This is a genomic window from Acidaminococcus sp., from assembly GCF_050873445.1.
In the GTDB taxonomy this organism is placed as follows: Bacteria; Bacillota; Negativicutes; order Acidaminococcales; family Acidaminococcaceae; genus Acidaminococcus.
The window spans coordinates 17,135-33,260 of sequence record NZ_JBNMIU010000009.1 but is presented as its reverse complement, the minus strand read 5'-3'; the positions used below and the strand labels follow the sequence as shown (position 1 = coordinate 33,260).

Sequence of the window (16,126 nt, the reverse complement as noted above, 5' to 3'; positions counted from 1 at the left end):
TCGCAAAATTTCATGCTTTTTGCCCCGAAAACTTCACAACTGCCACTGCTGCCACCAGGGCTGCCAGCGTCGGCAGCAGCCAGCTCATGCCTAGGCTGAACAGGGGCAGCTGGCGGTAAAGCCCAAGCAGGCCCTGGACAGCTCCCAGGCTCTGTACCCCTTTGGGCAGGGCGCTGAGCATATCACCGAAAGCCGCAATCCCGGCCAGCAGCATGGGCCACCGGTACAGCCGCCGGTCTTTTCCGAACAGGGCACAGGCAAAGGAGCTCAGGATCAAAGTGATGGCCATGGGATACAGGAACATCAGGATGGGCACTGCCAGCACGATGATCTGGGTCAGACCTACATTGCCGATCAGGAAGGATACTCCGGCAAAGACCACGCAGTAAGGTTTATACTCCAGGCTGCCGGGAAACAGTCCCAGGAACGTGTTGGAACAGGACGTAATCAGGCCGATGGCCGTCTTCAGGCAGGCAAAAGTGACGATGGCCGCCAGCAGCACGCCCCCCACAGGACCGAAATAGGCCTGGGTGATCTGGGCCAGGGCAATGCCCCCGTTGGCGCTGACAGGCAGCTGACCCGCGCTGGAAGTCCCCAGCCAGGTGATCAGGGTATAAAGCAGAGCCATAAGGAACACCACGATGATCCCCACCTTCAGCAGATCTTTCGTAATGTTCCCGGTATCGGTGATACCCAGATTTTTCAGGGTATCGATCACCACCACGGAAAATGCCAGCATGGCCAGCACATCCATGGTGTTATACCCTTCCTTGAATCCGGTAAGGAACGCATGCGCCACATAGTCCCCCTGGGGCAGGGCGGCACTGATGCTGCCCATGGGGGAAATCAGGGCCGCAGCCATCAGGATGGCCAAAAAGGCCAGAAAAATGGGATTTAAGCCCTTGCCAATGTACACGATCAGTTTGGATGGCTTCAGGGAAAACAGCAGCGCTACAGCCATGAATACAAAGGTGAATGCGGCCAGCAGCAGGGGCTGGTCACCCACAAAAGGTGCAATCCCGATCTGGTACGATACAGTGGCCGTACGAGGCAGAGCAAAAGCCGGCCCGATGGTCAGGTACAGCAGCACCGTAAAGATCCGGGCAAAGGCAGGATGCACATTTCCCGCCAGTTCTTCCAGGCTGGAACTGCCCGACAATCCGAAGGCAATCAGGGCCAGGAACGGCAGGAAGACACCGGTGGAGATGAAGCCAAAGTTGGCACCCCAGAAATGGGAACCGGCCAGCTGGCCCATATGCACCGGAAAGATCAGGTTTCCGGCACCGAACAGCATCCCAAACAGCATGGAGCCGATAAAGATATATTCTGCATGGGTCAATTTTTTATTCATGGCAACTCCTTATTTCGCCGTAAGCCCACCGTCCACAGAAACGATGGAGCCGGTCATGAACCCGTTCAGGGGCGAAAGGATGGAACAGATCACATGGGCCACTTCCTCTGGTTTGCCGATGCGGCCCAGGGGATAGACGGATGCCATACTCTCCAGGGAATAGCCGCCTTCCTCCAGCTGTTTCTGCACCAGGGGCGTATCCACATCCCCGGGGCACACGCAGTTCACTCTGACCCAAGGCGCCAGGTCCAGAGCCAGTGCCCGGGTGAAGGATACCACAGCGCCCTTGGCAGCGGCGTACAGGCTGCAGCCGTAATTTCCTTCCAGGGCAGCGTCGGAGGCAATATTGACGATGGAAGGACCTTCATCAGCAAAATGGGGCAGCAGCTGCTGGGTCAGAAAGAACGTGTCCTTCACATTCCCGTCCATAAGGCTGATGTAGTCGGCTTCGGAAACATCCTGCAGCGGTTTTTCCTGGTACAGCCCCGCACTGTTCACCAGAAAATCCAGTTTCTTCCCGTCTTTCCCCACAGTTTCCGCCACTTTCCGGCATCCTTCCAGGGTACTCAGGTCGGCCTGGATATAAGCCGCTTCTCCGGATTCTCCCTGCAGCTCATCCAGGGCCTTCTGCCCCTTTGCCGCATCCCGTCCCACCAGGTAGACAAAGGCTCCTTCCCGGACCAGATTGCGGGCTGCTGCCAGGCCGATACCCGACGTTCCCCCGCTGATGACACCTCGTTTATTTTCCATGCCATACTTGATCATAACTCCCACTCCTTTGTACAATGCTGTAACTTTCCTTCCAGCAAAAAAGAGGATACCGCCGAAGCGATATCCCCTCTGTGCAGCTGGTTGCTCGATGCAGATCTATATCTTACAGTTTCACAACGTTAGCAGCTTGTTCACCACGGTTGCCTTCGACAACGTCGAATTCTACAGCCTGGCCTTCTTCCAGAGTTTTGAAGCCTTCACCCTGGATTGCGGAGAAATGAACGAATACATCGCCGCCATCTTCGCGTTCAATGAAACCATAACCCTTTTCAGCATTAAACCATTTAACTTTGCCAGTCATCTTACATTGGCCTCCTAAAAATTATTGCGAAAAACGATCCAACTATATGTGATACCTGTATGAGTTCAACATTCAGTAAGTCCGTGTTTTCTGTGTTCCATTCTAGCATACCGGGGGGAGATTTACAAGCAGAAGAATTGTCAGAAGAGCCTTTTACCTTGAACTTTTGCGGAAAAATACCGTTACGGCTCAGTTCAGCCGGATAAAATCCCGCTGAACTGAAATCATAAGGCCAGCGGCCATGGTCAATTCTTCTCCACCCTGGCCATGAGCACATTCATCTTCTCTTCAATCCTCTGGATTTCTTTCTTCTGTTCTCCGATGGTGGCCTGAAGGTCGGCAATTTCATCTTTCTGTCTGGTAATCAGCTGGACCATGTCTGCCTTGGAATATCCCGCATAGACACTGCTTCGTCCCAGTTTGACACTGAAGCCTGCATTGAACATGTTCCGATTGTCTCCCATCGTCCAGCCCACGTTGAACTGGGTCCTCTCATTGGGACGGTAGAAAAGTCCCAGTGCACCGGCACTCGCATTCTTGTAACTGCCAACGCCAACAGCGATGTCCCATTTGTCTTTCGGATCATAGTCCAGCGGATGGAGCGCCGCCAGAGCGGCTGCGCCGGCGCCGACTTTATTGATCCGGTCATCCATCTCGCCTACGCGATTGTTCAAATCATAAACCGAATCACCCAGAGACGTGATGCCGTCTGCATTCCGTTTCACCTGCATATCCAGTGCAGTCAGGTTTTCGCCCGCTGTGTTCGATTTCTTCACATAGCTCCCATCGGCAGATACACGGGTTTCATTGTATACCGTACTGCCGATGATCAGGCCGTTATTGTTTTCTTCCACTTTTCCATCGGCCTTCACGCTGATTTTGTATTCAATCCCGCCAAGCTTATTTGCTCCTGTACCTTCCTGAATGGTCACATGGTCACCTGCTGCGACTGTGTTCCTGGTGTCCTTTGCCACTCCACTGCCGCTGGACACAAGGTCTTCCATATTGATCCTTCCGTTAATGGTCTTTCCCGTACTGTCGGTTAATGTCAAATTTAACTCTTTATTACTTTTATCATATTTTCCTGAAATTGCATCTATTTTCGTATCAGTGCCTGAATCACCTTCGTCTTTATTGATTCTTTCATTAATAACCTTTCTCGCATCAGCCGATTCTTTCATTGCTCTTTTCAGCTGAGCCACATTGACAGCATCGGTATCTTCCGTTCCTGCCGCCACGTTGGTAATCTGTCTGGTCACTCCTTTCGCATAGTTCCCTACAGAAAATTCACCTCCCGTAGGTTTCCAGACAGCAGAAGTAGCTGTAGAAGGATTATCTGTATCCGGATCCCAGCCCACTACATTTGCAGTCCCTCTATCTGCCGCACTAAGTGAACCAAGGGCGATCCCATTATTGACAGATGCTGTAGCTCCAGCCCCCAGAGCAATGCTCTGAACACCCTCTGCTGCAGATGAAAGTCCCATTGCAATACTTTTAGCACCGGCAGCTCTGTATTTATAACCTACAGAAATCGCACATACGTCTTCTGCATTAGAACCATAACCCATGGAAATTGTATAGTCGGATTTTGCATTCGTGTTAGCACCAACAGCAATCGCGTAACTACCATCAACGGTGGTCTGTGCCCACTTTCCAGCACCACCAATAGCGACTGCACCTTCCCCTTTTACAGTCAGCCAATTCCCTAATGCCAATCCCCATTGTTTGCCGTCTATGGTATTTCCATGTCCTAAGGAGGTACCCAAATCACCTGCAGTAGAGCTTGTCCCCACAACTATACTACCACCGTTTGACGTATTATTCATCCCTACAACAACATTTGCATCATCACCATGATCACTCAATTTAGTATATGTCCACTCAGTGCCATGTCGTTCCGTTGTATAGCCAACCACGTTTCCCACACCGAGAACAGTATTTTGATCCCCAGCAACTTTGGTTTCACGATGGTCATAATTATCATAATCAGTTCCAAAAACAGCATTGTGAATACCCTTAACTTCTAAATTAGTCCCTACAACTACGCTATCATTGGCTCCGTTTAGATTTCTTTCCAAACTATTATTCTTACCAATCACCGTACTATTAATACCAGAGCTGCTTGAACCGATGCCAATCACCATGCTGTCCGTTCCTGTGGCTCCATCATTGGCATAATTCTTATCTGTCGTTTTGCCACCCTTGATAGAAACAAAGTGAAGATCATCCTCTGCGGTTGTATTTTCACTGGCAGCAGCTGTACTGGCCGTCTTTGTGCCAGAACTTGCCGATATTTGATCTGCAGAGGCTCCCGCAGCATTGGTACCGGTTTTCGATTCATCCGGATCAGTATCCCCTTTGTACCTGAATATCTGCACCGCAGCTTCACTATCATGGTTGTCTGCTGACATTTCATTGGCATAAACAGAAACGGCACTGGTCTGGATACTCGCCAATACCAATGCCGATAATGTCAGGTGTCTGATCATCCTGTGATTCACTTTTGAAGAATGGTGTTTTGCCATATCAGAAAGAGCCATGCCTTCCTGCTTCACATGCTTCCAAATCGATTGTGATATACCGGTCATAAGAACCTTCTTCCTTCGCCCTCGCGAAATGATACATTTAACATAGATAACTACTATAGTTTGTTCTATCTTAAAATCAATTATAGTCCCCCCCCCGATTTTTCAAGTACTTTCCGTAAGGTCTATAAGAAACATTGGGAGCTTGCGGGCATTCTGTTCAAGAGGTTCTTTGTTTTATGTATAAAAAAAGAACGTGAGAAAATTTTACTCACGTCCATCTGCAGTGGATAATTTGAAATGGGTACACCTGCATTAGGCAAAGAGCTTTGTCATGAAATTTCAATCTTTTTCAGAAGTTTTCGAGAAAATCGCCGGACCAGCTCTTCTTTTTGTTTTTTTGCCAGGTGTTTCAGGGCATACTCCCGCTGCATCGCCGCACTCTTGTCGGGCAGTTCCTCGTAGTAGACCATGTCCACCGCCTTGAAGGCCCGGGTGTATTTGGCCCCGGACCCGCTGCGGTGCATAGCCAGCCTGTGGACCAGGTCATTGGTCCAGCCGGTATAGAGGGCGCCGTTGGCACAGCGCACCATATATACATAAGCGCTCATTCTTCGAGGATTTCCACTTTTTCCATGACCACGTCTTGCAGAGGCCGGTCAGCGAAGTCCGTAGGCGTGGAACCGATCTTGTGGACCACATCCATGCCTTCGGTGATCTTGCCAAAGATAGCATGATGGCCGTCCAGCCAGGGAGTGGGCACCAGCGTAATGAAGAACTGGCTGCCGCCGGTGTTGGGCCCTGCATTGGCCATGGACAGGATGCCTTCACTGTCATGGGCCAGCCCGGGGCCGAATTCATCATCGATGGAATAACCAGGACCGCCCATGCCCGTACCGGTGGGATCGCCGCCCTGGATCATGAAATCATCGATGACCCGATGGAAGAGTACGCCGTCATAAAAGCCTTTTTTCACCAGGCTGATGAAATTGGCGGCTGTTTTCGGAGCCTTATCCTCGAACAGTTCGGCGGTAAAGTCGCCCAGATTTGTATGGAAATGTGCTTTTTTGTTCATTGTTTCCTCCTCTAAAATTCCTTAATGACCAGATCGGACAGGTCCAGCGGCGTCCAGCCGCCGGGACTGGGATCCCGCACCGAAACCAGAGCAATGAGCTGGCCCTGTTCGTTGATATAGAAATTGTCCGGCTGGAGACGGCCACCCCGCCCCAGTGCTTCCAGGCGCGCCTGTATAATCTCTTTCTGCCCCGTTCCCAGGAAATAGCTCAGGTTCAGTCGGCTGCCGGTGGTCAGGTCAAACACCAGAGCGTACTGCAGGTCGATTTTTTCTGCCTGCATCAGCGTGGGATCCGCTCCGCCCAGCAGGGGCGACACATAAGCATACTTCTTCAGCCGGGCCCAGCTGGCCAGGTTATTCACCTCGCTGACCGGGACCATCCGGTACCGGATAGGGGGCGCCGTAAAGACGATGCTCAGCAGGTTGTTCCGGTTGTACGTCACCTGGCACTGGAGAGAACTGCCCACGGGGCCGGTCATGTACCGGAACACTCCGATATAGTTTCCCAGTTCCTGGTTGATCCGGTCCTGGGCCTGGGGTGATATTTCTCCCGTTACCTGGGGATAGGTGGTCTGGTAGTCATCCCTGGAAATTTTCAGGGCATCCCGTTTTTCCTTGGGAGAAGCACCCGGCCTGGCCGGTACCGCATACCAGCCGGTAATCCCGTCCCGGGTGGCCACCTTGGCCCATTCCAGACCGTTGATTTCCCGCTTGCCGAAAATCATGCCCAGGGCTCCTTCCGGAGCCGGCCGCAGGATCGTCTCCGGTTTTTCTTCCGGCAGATTCCGCAGATAGCCACCGACGAACTGGATCCGCTCCATGGAATGCTGCCGGGTGACGAATTCAACCCGGGCTCCCTGGATTCCTTCGCCAGGCGCGATGGCCTTGGTTTCCTGTCCCCGGCTTTCCTGGCTCTCTGCCTTCCGGGGCAGTTCCCCTGCCGGTTCCGGCTGTGCCTGTTTCTGACAGCCGCTGAGCAGCAGGCACAAACACAGGAGCCAGGCAGCCCTGCACTTCTTCATATCCGGTTCTCCTGCAGCCAGGGAGCCGCAAAAGGCAGTATCTTCTGCTCTCCTGCAATGGCCATATCATATACCATAGCAATACTCCCTTACTTTTCGGTCAGGACTGCCTCCAAGGACAGTTTGGGGACGTAATAATCCCGTTTTTCATCCACATAATAGGCCAGTGGCTTCTCCTCTTCCGCCGGTACCAGGGTACTCTTATGGCTGGGATGTCCCAGCGCCAGCACCACGTTTACTTCCAGCCCTTCCGGCAGCCCCAGCAGCGCAGCGATTTTCGCCCGGTCCACAGCTGCCAGGATGGCACTGCCCACTCCCTGCTGCCAGGCAGTGATGGCCATGGCATCCAGGGCAATGCCCAGGTCGATGTTGCTGATGATGGGATTGGCATCCTTGGGTTTGGCCACCACCACAAAGGCCGTGGGCTGTTCCCCTTCCCTGGGAGTACCGATTTCCTTCGGCAGGGCCGCCGCCCAATGCAGCAGCGGCTGCATGGCTTTCACGTTCTCCGGGGTGGTCACGGACACATACCGCAGCACCTGACCGTTCCGGCCGCAGCTGCGCTGCCGGGCCACATCCACCAGTCCCCGGACCAGTGCGGCCGGAACCGGTTCCTGGGTAAAACGCCGGTACGTCCGACAATCCCTATATAATTCAGCAAGTTCCATTTCTTTCTCTCCTTTGATTTGTTCTATTCCACGCCCACGGTATACCCATTCTCACCGTCCGCCTGAATGGTCAGCACATGGGGTGCCTGTTCCAGGAACAGCACAGCTTCCTGCTGGCGGATCTGCAGCGGACTGTTGAATACATCCGTGGGAGCAAAGCCGGCCACCGGCAGATTCCGGATCACACCCAGGGAATCTTCGCCGATGACGGCCACATCGTTCAAATGGGTCCGGCCCGTGCCCTTATGGCCGTAGCTCAGCACCAGGATATCCTGTTTGCCAGGGCGGAAGTCCAGTTTGTACAGAGCATACTCCACGCCCTTCTGAAAGGTGGCCAGGCCTACACTGTCCTCTACCTGCCAGCCCAGCACCAGTACCTTTTCGCCCGTTGCCGGGCCGGTCAGGCCGGCACTGATCTTTTGAGGATTCCCCCTGGTGAATTCCACCGTCAGGGGAGGCTGCAGCTGTCCGTTGCTGCTCAAATTGTACCGGGGCGCAAAATACTGGGCAGCGTCTGCTGCCTGTACGCCCAAGCCCAGCAGCAGTGCAACGAGGGCTATGCCTCTCAGGATCTTCATAGCAACACCTCCTGCGATGGATTGGATCCGAAATTCCCTTATCTTTGTATTATACCGTAGGAAACAAGGAAAACACAATTGGCATTTCAGGTTCAGTCGGCTTCCAGGGCTGTTTTCAGGGCTTTGACCCCGTTCTGGATCTTCTCTTCGGCAATCCCTGCGAAAGAAAGCAGGAATTCCGGCCATTTTCCAGGAGCAGCCCCCTTGACCGGGATAATTTTTACCCCGCCTGTCAGAGCCTTTCGGGTCAGTTCCTCTGCCGTCCCCGCCAGATGCAGAGCAATGTGCAGATGGAGCCCGGAGCCATAGCTCAGCAGCTCCACCTTACTGCCAAACACCTGCAGCAGGGCTGCCTGCAGCTGCTGGCTCTTGTTCCGGTACGAGGTTCGCAGTTTCCGGATGTGCCGGGTGAGATGGCCTTCCTCGATGTAGGCGGCCAGGGCCAGCTGTTCCACCGTGGAAGAAGTCTGGTTGTACTGATTCGCTATGGCCCGGTAGGCAGGCAGCAGCTTTTCCGGCAGCACCAGATAGCTGATGCGCAGAGAAGGCAGCAGGGTCCGGGAAAAAGAACCCAGATAGATGATCTGCTCCCGGTTGCCGAAGCTGTGAAGGGCTGGCGTGGGCTGATGCAGATAGCGGAACTCCCCGTTGTAATCGTCCTCCAGCAGGTATACCCGTTCCAGCTGGGTGGCCACGATCAGATTGTTCCGTTCCCGTTCCGTCAGTGCCCTGCCTTTATACGGATTGGTAGGGGAAATCATGAGCAGCCCGGGCCAGTCGGCCTTGGGATCCCCCGGTTCAAAGCGCCGAATCCCCCAGCCCATCAGACGGAAAATCTGCTCCGCCTGGGGGAACCCGGGAGCTTCCAGCCCCACCGTCTTTTCGGGCAGAGGCAGGAGCGGCAGCAGGACCATCAGCAGGGTCTGGAGCCCGGCTCCCACCAGGATCTGTTCCGGCCGGCATACCACGCCACGAGAGGCATAGCTGTACCGTGCCAGCACCTGGCGCAGCTCCGGCTCCCCCTGCGGATCCCCATACCCGGCGATGGAAGAAGGATTGCGCAGCACCGCATTCAGGCAGCGCCGCCAGAGCACCGTGTCAAAGGTGGAAGTATCAATGTAATTGTTGGAAAAATTATAGAGTACAGCGGCCCGTTTTTCTTCGGGCTGTTCCGGAACAGTTTCCGTTCCGTGCTCTTCCCGGGGCACGTAATCTGCCACCTGGTAGCCCCGGTTGGGCAGGTTATGGACCACGCCCTGATCAATAAGGATCTGATAGGCAGCTTCCACTGTGGTCCGGCTCAGTTTCAGGTTCCGGGTCAGCTGGCGGATGGAAGGCAGGAATTCCCCACTGACCAGATGTCCCTGAGCAATCTCCTGCCGAAAATAATGGGCCAGCTGCTTATACAGGGGTCCCTGCTGGGATTGCGCCCGGAAGGTAAAGATAGTTGCCATAACCGTGCTCCTTTTTTCATGATTTTATAAAGAAAATATCATCACGGTCATTATACCATAAAAGGGAGTGTGAAAAATCCACACTCCCTTTGCCGTTGCCAATAAGACTGTCAGTTACGCCTGTTTCGCCATGATTTCCTTGGCTTTCATCAGACGCACCGTACTGGCTCTTTCGTTTTCGCTGAGCTTCATGGTGATATATTTGATGCTTTCCTGCATTTCCGGGATCATGACATATTCCAGCGCATTGACCCGCCGACGGGTCTTTTCGATTTCATCCGCCAGCATGTTGCAAGTTTTCTCCACCTGGGCCAGTTCCAGCAGATCCGGCAGACAGGTAGTCAGTTCCGTCACGGCTGTATCCAGTTCCCCGGTGGTGAACACGAAGGAATAAGGTACCTGGGCGGCATCATCCGCCGTGGCCCCGGTATAGGTCAGCGTGGGTACATCTACGCTCATCACGTTCTTGCTGCCCACTTCGAACTCGGCACTCCGGGCCGGATAAAGCAGTGCTTCGTCCATGGTCAAAGACCCCATATGGGCCCGGGCCACCACAAAATGGTGGGACACATTCTGCAGGGCTTTTTCCATCTTCACCCGCAGCTCGTGGTTCCGGCGGATATAGATCATGAACTGCCGGACCATTTCATCCCGTTTGTCTTTCAGCAGTTTATGTCCCCGGACGGCAGTAGCCAGCCGGCGTTTCAGCCGGGTCAGTTCCATCCGGGTCGGGTTTACGTTCGTAGCCATGGGTTATTCCCCCTCGCTGCCGTCCGCCGGTTTATAGTATTTATCCAGATATTCATCCCGGATCCGTTTCAGTTCGCTGCGCGGCAAAATGCCCAGCAGCTTCCAGCCCAGATCCAGTGTTTCCTCGATGGACCGGTTGGTCCGATACCCCTGAGAAACATATTCCCGCTCGAAGGCATCGGCGAATTTGGCATACAGTTTATCCACTTTGCTCAGGGCCGAATCCCCCAGGATAGTAGCCAGTTCCTTGGCCTGCTTCCCGCGGGAATAGGCGGCGAACAGCTGGTTCATGGTATCAGCATGGTCTTCCCGGGTCTTGCCCTTGCCCACGCCCTTATCCTTCAGACGGGACAGGGAAGGCAGCACATCGATGGGCGGTGTCAGCCCCTTTCGGTACAGTTCCCGGCTCAAGATGATCTGGCCTTCCGTAATGTACCCGGTCAGGTCGGGGATGGGATGGGTCTTGTCATCTTCGGGCATGGACAGGATGGGGATCATGGTGATGGATCCCTTCTTGCCCCGGATCCGGCCGGCCCGTTCATACATGGTAGCCAGGTCCGTATACAAATAGCCCGGATAACCACGGCGGCCCGGCACTTCCTTACGGGCAGCGGACACTTCCCGCAGGGCATCGGCGTAGTTGGTAATATCGGTAATAATGACCAGCACATGCATATCCAGTTCGAAAGCCAGGTATTCAGCAGCGGTGATGGCCATACGAGGCGTTGCGATCCGTTCTACAGCCGGGTCGTTGGCCAGGTTGATGAACATGACGGCACGGCTCAGGGCACCGGTGCGGTTGAAGTCCTGCATGAAGAAGTTGGCTTCTTCAAAGGTGATACCCACAGCAGCAAATACCACGGCAAACTTTTCGTTGGTCCCCAGTACCTTGGCCTGCCGGGCAATCTGGGCAGCCAGCTGGGCATGAGGCAGGCCGGAGCCGGAGAACACCGGCAGCTTCTGGCCCCGGACCAGAGTATTCAAGCCGTCGATGGCGCTGATCCCGGTCTGGATGAATTCCGAAGGATATTCCCGGGCAGCCGGGTTCATGGGTTCCCCATTGATATCCTTGTATTCTTCCGGGATGATGGCAGGGCCCCCGTCAATGGGTTTGCCCATGCCGTCGAACACGCGGCCCAGCATGGAGGGGGCCACCCCCAGCTGGATGCCGTGGCCCAGGAAACGGGCCTTGGCAGTGGAGGGCTGCAGGCCCTGGGAATCTTCGAACAGCTGCACCATGGCTTTGTCCCCGTCCACCATCAGGACCTTGCCGTTCCGGACTTCCCCGTTGGCCTGATGGATTTCCACCAGTTCATCGTAGGTGGCGCCCTTGACCTGATCCACCAGCATCAGAGGACCTACCACCTCGCGGATGGTCTTGTAATCCTTACGCATCTTGCTCACCCTCTTCCGTCAGTTCTGCAAAGGCCTGTTCCAGTTCCTGGTTCAGCTGGGCGAACTTTTCCTTCCGTTCACTTTCCGGAATGTACTTGGCACGGCCGATCTGCTCCCGAATAGGCATTTCGATCAGCTTGTCCAGCTTCACATGCTTGGTCATGGCATCCAGTGCCTTTTCATACCAGGTGATGATCAGCTTCAGCATATCGTACTGCTTTTCCAGGGAAGTATAGGTATCCACTTCATGGAAGGAGTTCTGGTGCAGGAAGTCTTCCCGGATGGACCGGGCACATTCCATGGTAATCCGATCCTTGAAGCCCAGCGCATCGATGCCCACCAGACGGACGATTTCATTCAGGCTGGATTCCTCCTGGAGGATTTCCATGGTGGTCCCTACCAGTTTAGACCAATCGGGTGCCACTTTTTCATCGTAGTATTTCCGCAGCCGGTCAGAATACAGGGAATAGCTCTGCAGCCAGTCGATGGCCGGGAAATGGCGGGCATAGGCAAGGGCGGAGGACAGGCACCAGAACACCTTGACGATCCGCAGGGTTGCCTGGGAAACCGGTTCGGAAATATCACCGCCGGGAGGCGATACAGCCCCGATGGCGGAAACGGCACCGACCCGCTGGTCTTTGCCCAGGCATTCCACTTCACCGGCCCGTTCGTAGTATTCAGCCAGACGGGAGGACAGGTACGCCGGGTACCCTTCTTCGCCGGGCATTTCTTCCAGACGGGAGGACATTTCACGCAGTGCTTCGGCCCACCGGGACGTGGAGTCAGCCATGATAGCCACTTTGTAGCCCATATCCCGATAATATTCAGCGATGGTGATGCCCGTATAAATGGATGCTTCACGGGCAGCCACCGGCATATCGGAGGTATTGGCGATCAGCACCGTCCGCTTCATCAGCGGCAGGCCGGTGCGGGGATCCTTCAGAGCCGGGAATTCGTTCAGTACATCCGTCATCTCGTTGCCCCGTTCGCCGCAGCCTACGTAGACGATGATGTCTGCGTCAGCCCACTTGGCCAGCTGATGCTGGATGACGGTCTTGCCGCTGCCGAAAGGTCCGGGCACGGCGGCCACGCCCCCTTTGGCAATAGGGAACAGGGTATCGATGACCCGCTGCCCGGTGACCATGGGTTCCTCCGGCGGCAGCTTGGTCTTATAGGGCCGTGCCACACGCACCGGCCATTGCTGCAGCATGGGATATTCCTTCACTTCGCCCTTGCTGTCTTTTAACTTGTACACCGGATCCAGGATGGTGGCTTCCCCTTCATAGACCCATTCCACGGTACCGCTCTTGCCGGGAGGCACCATGATTTTGTGCAGTACGGCCGGAGTTTCCTGAACCGTACCGATGACATCGCCGCCGCTGACGGCGTCGCCCACTTTGGCTGTGGGCACGAACTGCCATTTCTTTTCCCGGTCCAGCTTGGGCACTTCCACACCCCGACTGATCCGATCGCCGGCCAGTTCATAGATTTTTTCCAGAGGACGCTGGATCCCGTCGAAGATACTTTCAATCAAACCGGGAGCCAGTTCCACACTCATGGGAGCCCCGGTGGATTCCACCGGTTCCCCCGGGCCCAGGCCGGCCGTTTCTTCGTAGACCTGGATGGAAGCTTTATCGTCACGAAGCTCGATGACTTCACCGATCAGACGCTTGTCACTGACGCGGACCATATCATGGAGCTGCACGTCCTGCATCCCTTCGGCGACAATCAGCGGACCGGATACTTTTACAATCTTTCCACTCACGATTGTTCCCTACCCTTCCTTGAATAGAATATCGGCGCCCACTGCTTTTTCCACGTTTTCCTGAACACGCTTCAAGCCCAGTCCCAGGGATTTGCTCCCGGCAGGGATGGGAATGATAGCGGGAAAGGTAGCGGTAGCATATTCATCGATCACTGCCTGGGCCTTCTGGGCAGCGGTTTCCGTGATGTAGATCACGGCATAGCCCGCATCGGCCAGGTGGTGGATCCTGCGCTCTATCTGTTCTTTTTCTTCCTCGTAGAATACATCGAACCCTACGGCTTTGAAGATCATCACGGAGCTGGGATCACCGATTACTGCAATTTTTTTCTTTTCCATGTTGCTGCCTCCCATGCTTCCTGTGATCAGGCGTAGACTTCCGGCAGCTGGGGTTCGAATCCGCCCTGGATGGCCCCGAAGATCATCCGCAGGGCTTCCGCCTCGGTTTCCCGGGCTTCCAGATAGCCTACAATGGGACCCAGGGAATGGGTATCCCATTTGGCCCGGCGCAGGATCAGGCTCAAGCCTTCCTTCATCCGTTTGGGAATGACGGCCAGCTCGTTTGTCTGTGCAAATTCATTGATGGCCTGGACCAGTTCCGCCCCGTGGCTTCCCCGGTTCAGACGCGCTCCCAGCTGTTCCGGCGGTACGTCCAGGCTCTCTTCGAACACCGTACGAGGGATTTCCCCGCAGTCCACCAGGACCAGCCGCAGCTGAGACAGCTCCCAGTGCAGGTTCTGGGCCCTGATTAGGCTGATGGTGTTCTGATAGTCAGCCCACAGGGAGAAGTAATTCCGGATGAACCCGTTCTCTTTTTTCCGGTCCAGCACCTCTTTGGCCTGACGGAACATTGCTTCGTCCAGCAGAGCACTGAGCCGGAAGGGATCTGCCTCCCGGGTCAAATCCGCCTCGATTTCATCCAGCGTCTTACAGTAGACAGGCGGCAGATCCTCATAGTATTTGGTCTGGACCATATCCTTCAGCAGGGACAGGTCAAAATTGCCCCCTTCCCGCAGGATGTTATCAGTGCTGGTTCCCAGCATCCGGTCCTTCAGCAGGGCTTTCAGGTTGTGGGTATCCACCGGAAGCAGGAACAGACCGGTCAGCTCTGCATCCGGAGTCAGTTCCCGGATCCGTTTCCGGGTCAGCTGGAGCTGATCCCGGATGATGAAGTCGATTTCTCCCAGGGTGATTTCCTGTTCCGTGGCCATATTCTCTCCGTAGCCGGTCTCCAGCAGCAACTTCATGGCTTCTTTCGTAGTAGAAGCCTCCGCAATGCGCCGGAGCTGGGCTGCGGTAAGCAAATGGGTGGACAGGACGCTGATGCGACCCAGGGCATATTCATAACTGGGCTGGGGCATATCATTTCACCTCCGCGCCAAACAGAAGCTCTGCTACGCGATATTCCTCCCCGGTCCGTACCTCTTCCAGCAGCGTGGCAAAAGAGCCATCGTAATCACAGGTTTCCCCCTGGATCAGCACACCGTCGGAGAAATCCGCCGCCGTGTCGGACAGGGTCATTTGACCTTTCTTGCCTGCCTGTTCCAGGGCGGCATTGAGCTGTTCCAGGAAGCCGTCTTCATACCGCTTCCGATCCTTGGCCGGTACCACCAGGGTTTCCTGACCGCTCAGATCCGCACTCAGGATAATCTGGCCGATCAGGGTCTTCCACTGGGCTTCCGGCAAAGCTGCCAGCTGGCTGGCCGCCTGGTCAAAGGCCTCCTGAAGCACCTTCCGCTTGCTGGCCAGGTTTTCTTTCCGGCTCTGCAGTTCCGCAATCAGCTGCAGCCGTCCCACAGCCTCCCTGGCGTCCACCTGGGATCTGGCCTGGATTTCCCGGACTTCTTCCTGGGCCTTGGCCAGGATCCGGTCTTTTTCCTTCCGGGCTTTATCCCGGGCTGCTGCCTGGATGGCGGCCGCGTCCTGCGTGGCTTCCTCTTCTATTTTTTGAATGATTTTATCGCCAGACACGACAATCACCCTTTCTTATAATTTAATCCCATTCACCATGATGAAGGAAATCAACAGGCTCAGTACGGCATAGGTTTCGACCATGGCCGTCAGGATGATGCCCTTACCGGTTTCTTCCGGACGTTTGGCCGTCAGGTAAATACCGGAGGCAGCCACCTTGCCCTGATAAATGGCGGACAGCAGTCCGCCGATGCCCATGGGCAGAGCAGCGAACAAGTATGCCAGGCCCTGGAAGGTAGTCAGGTCCTTCACATTGCCGTCAATGACCCCCAGATTCAGGATGATGATGAAGGCAATCAGCAGGCCATAGATACCCTGGGTACCGGGCAATGCCTGCAGTACCAGTACATTACCGAATTTATCCGGATCTTCACTGACCACACCGGAAGCGGCCTGCCCGGCGATCCCAACGCCGATGGCACTGCCAACCCCTGCCAGAGCTGCTGCCGTTGCCGCACCGCCAAATGCCAGAGCTGTTCCTAAAGTAATCATAATGATTTCTC

17 protein-coding genes are annotated in these 16,126 nt (G+C 55.0%); all 17 read right to left on the bottom strand.

Translation table 11 applies throughout. The annotated features are described in order from the left end of the window. Nucleotides 1-10 precede the first annotated feature (10 nt). The 17 genes from brnQ to ACR0QW_RS02760 all read right to left on the bottom strand — a co-directional run bounded on the left by brnQ (nt 11) and on the right by ACR0QW_RS02760 (nt 16,115). Nucleotides 11-1,351 carry a branched-chain amino acid transport system II carrier protein gene (gene brnQ / locus ACR0QW_RS02840; RefSeq protein ID WP_432642217.1) on the bottom strand — a complete coding sequence of 447 codons (1,341 nt, stop codon included), beginning with the start codon at nt 1,349-1,351 and terminating at the stop codon, nt 11-13. A 9-nt stretch (nt 1,352-1,360) separates the two neighbouring features. Continuing rightward, entirely contained in the window at nt 1,361-2,116 is a 756-nt protein-coding gene (locus ACR0QW_RS02835; RefSeq protein WP_432642216.1) for an SDR family NAD(P)-dependent oxidoreductase, read from the bottom strand. 109 nt (nt 2,117-2,225) lie between these two features. After that, nucleotides 2,226-2,423 carry a cold shock domain-containing protein gene (locus ACR0QW_RS02830; RefSeq protein WP_009015310.1) on the bottom strand — a complete coding sequence of 66 codons (198 nt, stop codon included), beginning with the start codon at nt 2,421-2,423 and terminating at the stop codon, nt 2,226-2,228. Nucleotides 2,424-2,668: 245 nt separating this feature from the next. Then, complete coding sequence (locus ACR0QW_RS02825) at nt 2,669-5,011, bottom strand: YadA-like family protein (protein ID WP_432642215.1); 2,343 nt, start codon at nt 5,009-5,011, stop codon at nt 2,669-2,671. A gap of 269 nt (nt 5,012-5,280) precedes the next feature. After that, a complete protein-coding gene (locus ACR0QW_RS02820; RefSeq protein WP_432642214.1) occupies nt 5,281-5,559 on the bottom strand; it encodes a GIY-YIG nuclease family protein in 279 nt (92 codons plus the stop codon). Continuing rightward, on the bottom strand, nt 5,556-6,023 hold the full coding sequence (locus tag ACR0QW_RS02815; protein ID WP_432642213.1) for a peptidylprolyl isomerase: 468 nt from the start codon (nt 6,021-6,023) through the stop codon (nt 5,556-5,558). Before ACR0QW_RS02815 ends, ACR0QW_RS02820 begins: the two co-directional genes overlap by 4 nt. An 11-nt stretch (nt 6,024-6,034) precedes the next feature. Beyond that, entirely contained in the window at nt 6,035-7,045 is a 1,011-nt protein-coding gene (locus ACR0QW_RS02810) for a hypothetical protein (protein WP_432642212.1), read from the bottom strand. 89 nt (nt 7,046-7,134) lie between these two features. Continuing rightward, on the bottom strand, nt 7,135-7,713 hold the full coding sequence (locus ACR0QW_RS02805) for a nitroreductase family protein (protein WP_432642211.1): 579 nt from the start codon (nt 7,711-7,713) through the stop codon (nt 7,135-7,137). A 23-nt stretch (nt 7,714-7,736) separates the two neighbouring features. Next, the gene (locus ACR0QW_RS02800; protein WP_432642210.1) at nt 7,737-8,291 is read right to left on the bottom strand and encodes a hypothetical protein; all 555 of its coding nucleotides are present in this window, start codon (nt 8,289-8,291) and stop codon (nt 7,737-7,739) included. 92 nt (nt 8,292-8,383) lie between these two features. Next, entirely contained in the window at nt 8,384-9,745 is a 1,362-nt protein-coding gene (locus tag ACR0QW_RS02795) for a PLP-dependent aminotransferase family protein (RefSeq protein ID WP_432642209.1), read from the bottom strand. Between the two features lie 114 nt (nt 9,746-9,859). Continuing rightward, the gene (locus ACR0QW_RS02790) at nt 9,860-10,495 is read right to left on the bottom strand and encodes a V-type ATP synthase subunit D (RefSeq protein WP_071142005.1); all 636 of its coding nucleotides are present in this window, start codon (nt 10,493-10,495) and stop codon (nt 9,860-9,862) included. A 3-nt stretch (nt 10,496-10,498) separates the two neighbouring features. Further along, nucleotides 10,499-11,890, bottom strand: a complete 1,392-nt coding sequence (locus ACR0QW_RS02785) for a V-type ATP synthase subunit B (RefSeq protein ID WP_432642208.1) — start codon at nt 11,888-11,890, stop codon at nt 10,499-10,501. After that, nucleotides 11,883-13,604 (bottom strand): V-type ATP synthase subunit A, encoded by a 1,722-nt coding sequence (locus ACR0QW_RS02780; protein ID WP_432642240.1) that lies wholly within the window; start codon nt 13,602-13,604, stop codon nt 11,883-11,885. Before ACR0QW_RS02780 ends, ACR0QW_RS02785 begins: the two co-directional genes overlap by 8 nt. A gap of 60 nt (nt 13,605-13,664) precedes the next feature. Next, nucleotides 13,665-13,991 (bottom strand): V-type ATP synthase subunit F, encoded by a 327-nt coding sequence (locus ACR0QW_RS02775; RefSeq protein WP_432642207.1) that lies wholly within the window; start codon nt 13,989-13,991, stop codon nt 13,665-13,667. 26 nt (nt 13,992-14,017) lie between these two features. Further along, nucleotides 14,018-15,013 carry a V-type ATPase subunit gene (locus tag ACR0QW_RS02770; RefSeq protein WP_432642206.1) on the bottom strand — a complete coding sequence of 332 codons (996 nt, stop codon included), beginning with the start codon at nt 15,011-15,013 and terminating at the stop codon, nt 14,018-14,020. 1 nt (nt 15,014) lies between these two features. After that, nucleotides 15,015-15,623: a V-type ATP synthase subunit E gene (locus ACR0QW_RS02765; RefSeq protein WP_432642205.1), complete on the bottom strand. Its 609-nt coding sequence runs from the start codon at nt 15,621-15,623 to the stop codon at nt 15,015-15,017. A gap of 15 nt (nt 15,624-15,638) precedes the next feature. Beyond that, a complete protein-coding gene (locus ACR0QW_RS02760; RefSeq protein WP_012937581.1) occupies nt 15,639-16,115 on the bottom strand; it encodes a V-type ATP synthase subunit K in 477 nt (158 codons plus the stop codon). Nucleotides 16,116-16,126 lie beyond the last annotated feature (11 nt).

What these genes read in the sequence shown, in the direction of transcription:
- ACR0QW_RS02775 (WP_432642207.1), bottom strand. Translation starts at nt 13,991, where the DNA reads ATGGAAAAGAAAAAAATTGCAGTAATCGGTGATCCCAGCTCCGTGATG.
- brnQ (WP_432642217.1), bottom strand. Translation starts at nt 1,351, where the DNA reads ATGAATAAAAAATTGACCCATGCAGAATATATCTTTATCGGCTCCATG.
- ACR0QW_RS02810 (WP_432642212.1), bottom strand. Translation starts at nt 7,045, where the DNA reads ATGAAGAAGTGCAGGGCTGCCTGGCTCCTGTGTTTGTGCCTGCTGCTC.
- ACR0QW_RS02820 (WP_432642214.1), bottom strand. Translation starts at nt 5,559, where the DNA reads ATGAGCGCTTATGTATATATGGTGCGCTGTGCCAACGGCGCCCTCTAT.
- ACR0QW_RS02830 (WP_009015310.1), bottom strand. Translation starts at nt 2,423, where the DNA reads ATGACTGGCAAAGTTAAATGGTTTAATGCTGAAAAGGGTTATGGTTTC.
- ACR0QW_RS02785 (WP_432642208.1), bottom strand. Translation starts at nt 11,890, where the DNA reads ATGCGTAAGGATTACAAGACCATCCGCGAGGTGGTAGGTCCTCTGATG.
- ACR0QW_RS02790 (WP_071142005.1), bottom strand. Translation starts at nt 10,495, where the DNA reads ATGGCTACGAACGTAAACCCGACCCGGATGGAACTGACCCGGCTGAAA.
- ACR0QW_RS02760 (WP_012937581.1), bottom strand. Translation starts at nt 16,115, where the DNA reads ATGATTACTTTAGGAACAGCTCTGGCATTTGGCGGTGCGGCAACGGCA.
- ACR0QW_RS02795 (WP_432642209.1), bottom strand. Translation starts at nt 9,745, where the DNA reads ATGGCAACTATCTTTACCTTCCGGGCGCAATCCCAGCAGGGACCCCTG.
- ACR0QW_RS02770 (WP_432642206.1), bottom strand. Translation starts at nt 15,013, where the DNA reads ATGCCCCAGCCCAGTTATGAATATGCCCTGGGTCGCATCAGCGTCCTG.
- ACR0QW_RS02805 (WP_432642211.1), bottom strand. Translation starts at nt 7,713, where the DNA reads ATGGAACTTGCTGAATTATATAGGGATTGTCGGACGTACCGGCGTTTT.
- ACR0QW_RS02835 (WP_432642216.1), bottom strand. Translation starts at nt 2,116, where the DNA reads ATGATCAAGTATGGCATGGAAAATAAACGAGGTGTCATCAGCGGGGGA.
- ACR0QW_RS02780 (WP_432642240.1), bottom strand. Translation starts at nt 13,604, where the DNA reads ATGCAGGACGTGCAGCTCCATGATATGGTCCGCGTCAGTGACAAGCGT.
- ACR0QW_RS02815 (WP_432642213.1), bottom strand. Translation starts at nt 6,023, where the DNA reads ATGAACAAAAAAGCACATTTCCATACAAATCTGGGCGACTTTACCGCC.
- ACR0QW_RS02825 (WP_432642215.1), bottom strand. Translation starts at nt 5,011, where the DNA reads ATGACCGGTATATCACAATCGATTTGGAAGCATGTGAAGCAGGAAGGC.
- ACR0QW_RS02800 (WP_432642210.1), bottom strand. Translation starts at nt 8,291, where the DNA reads ATGAAGATCCTGAGAGGCATAGCCCTCGTTGCACTGCTGCTGGGCTTG.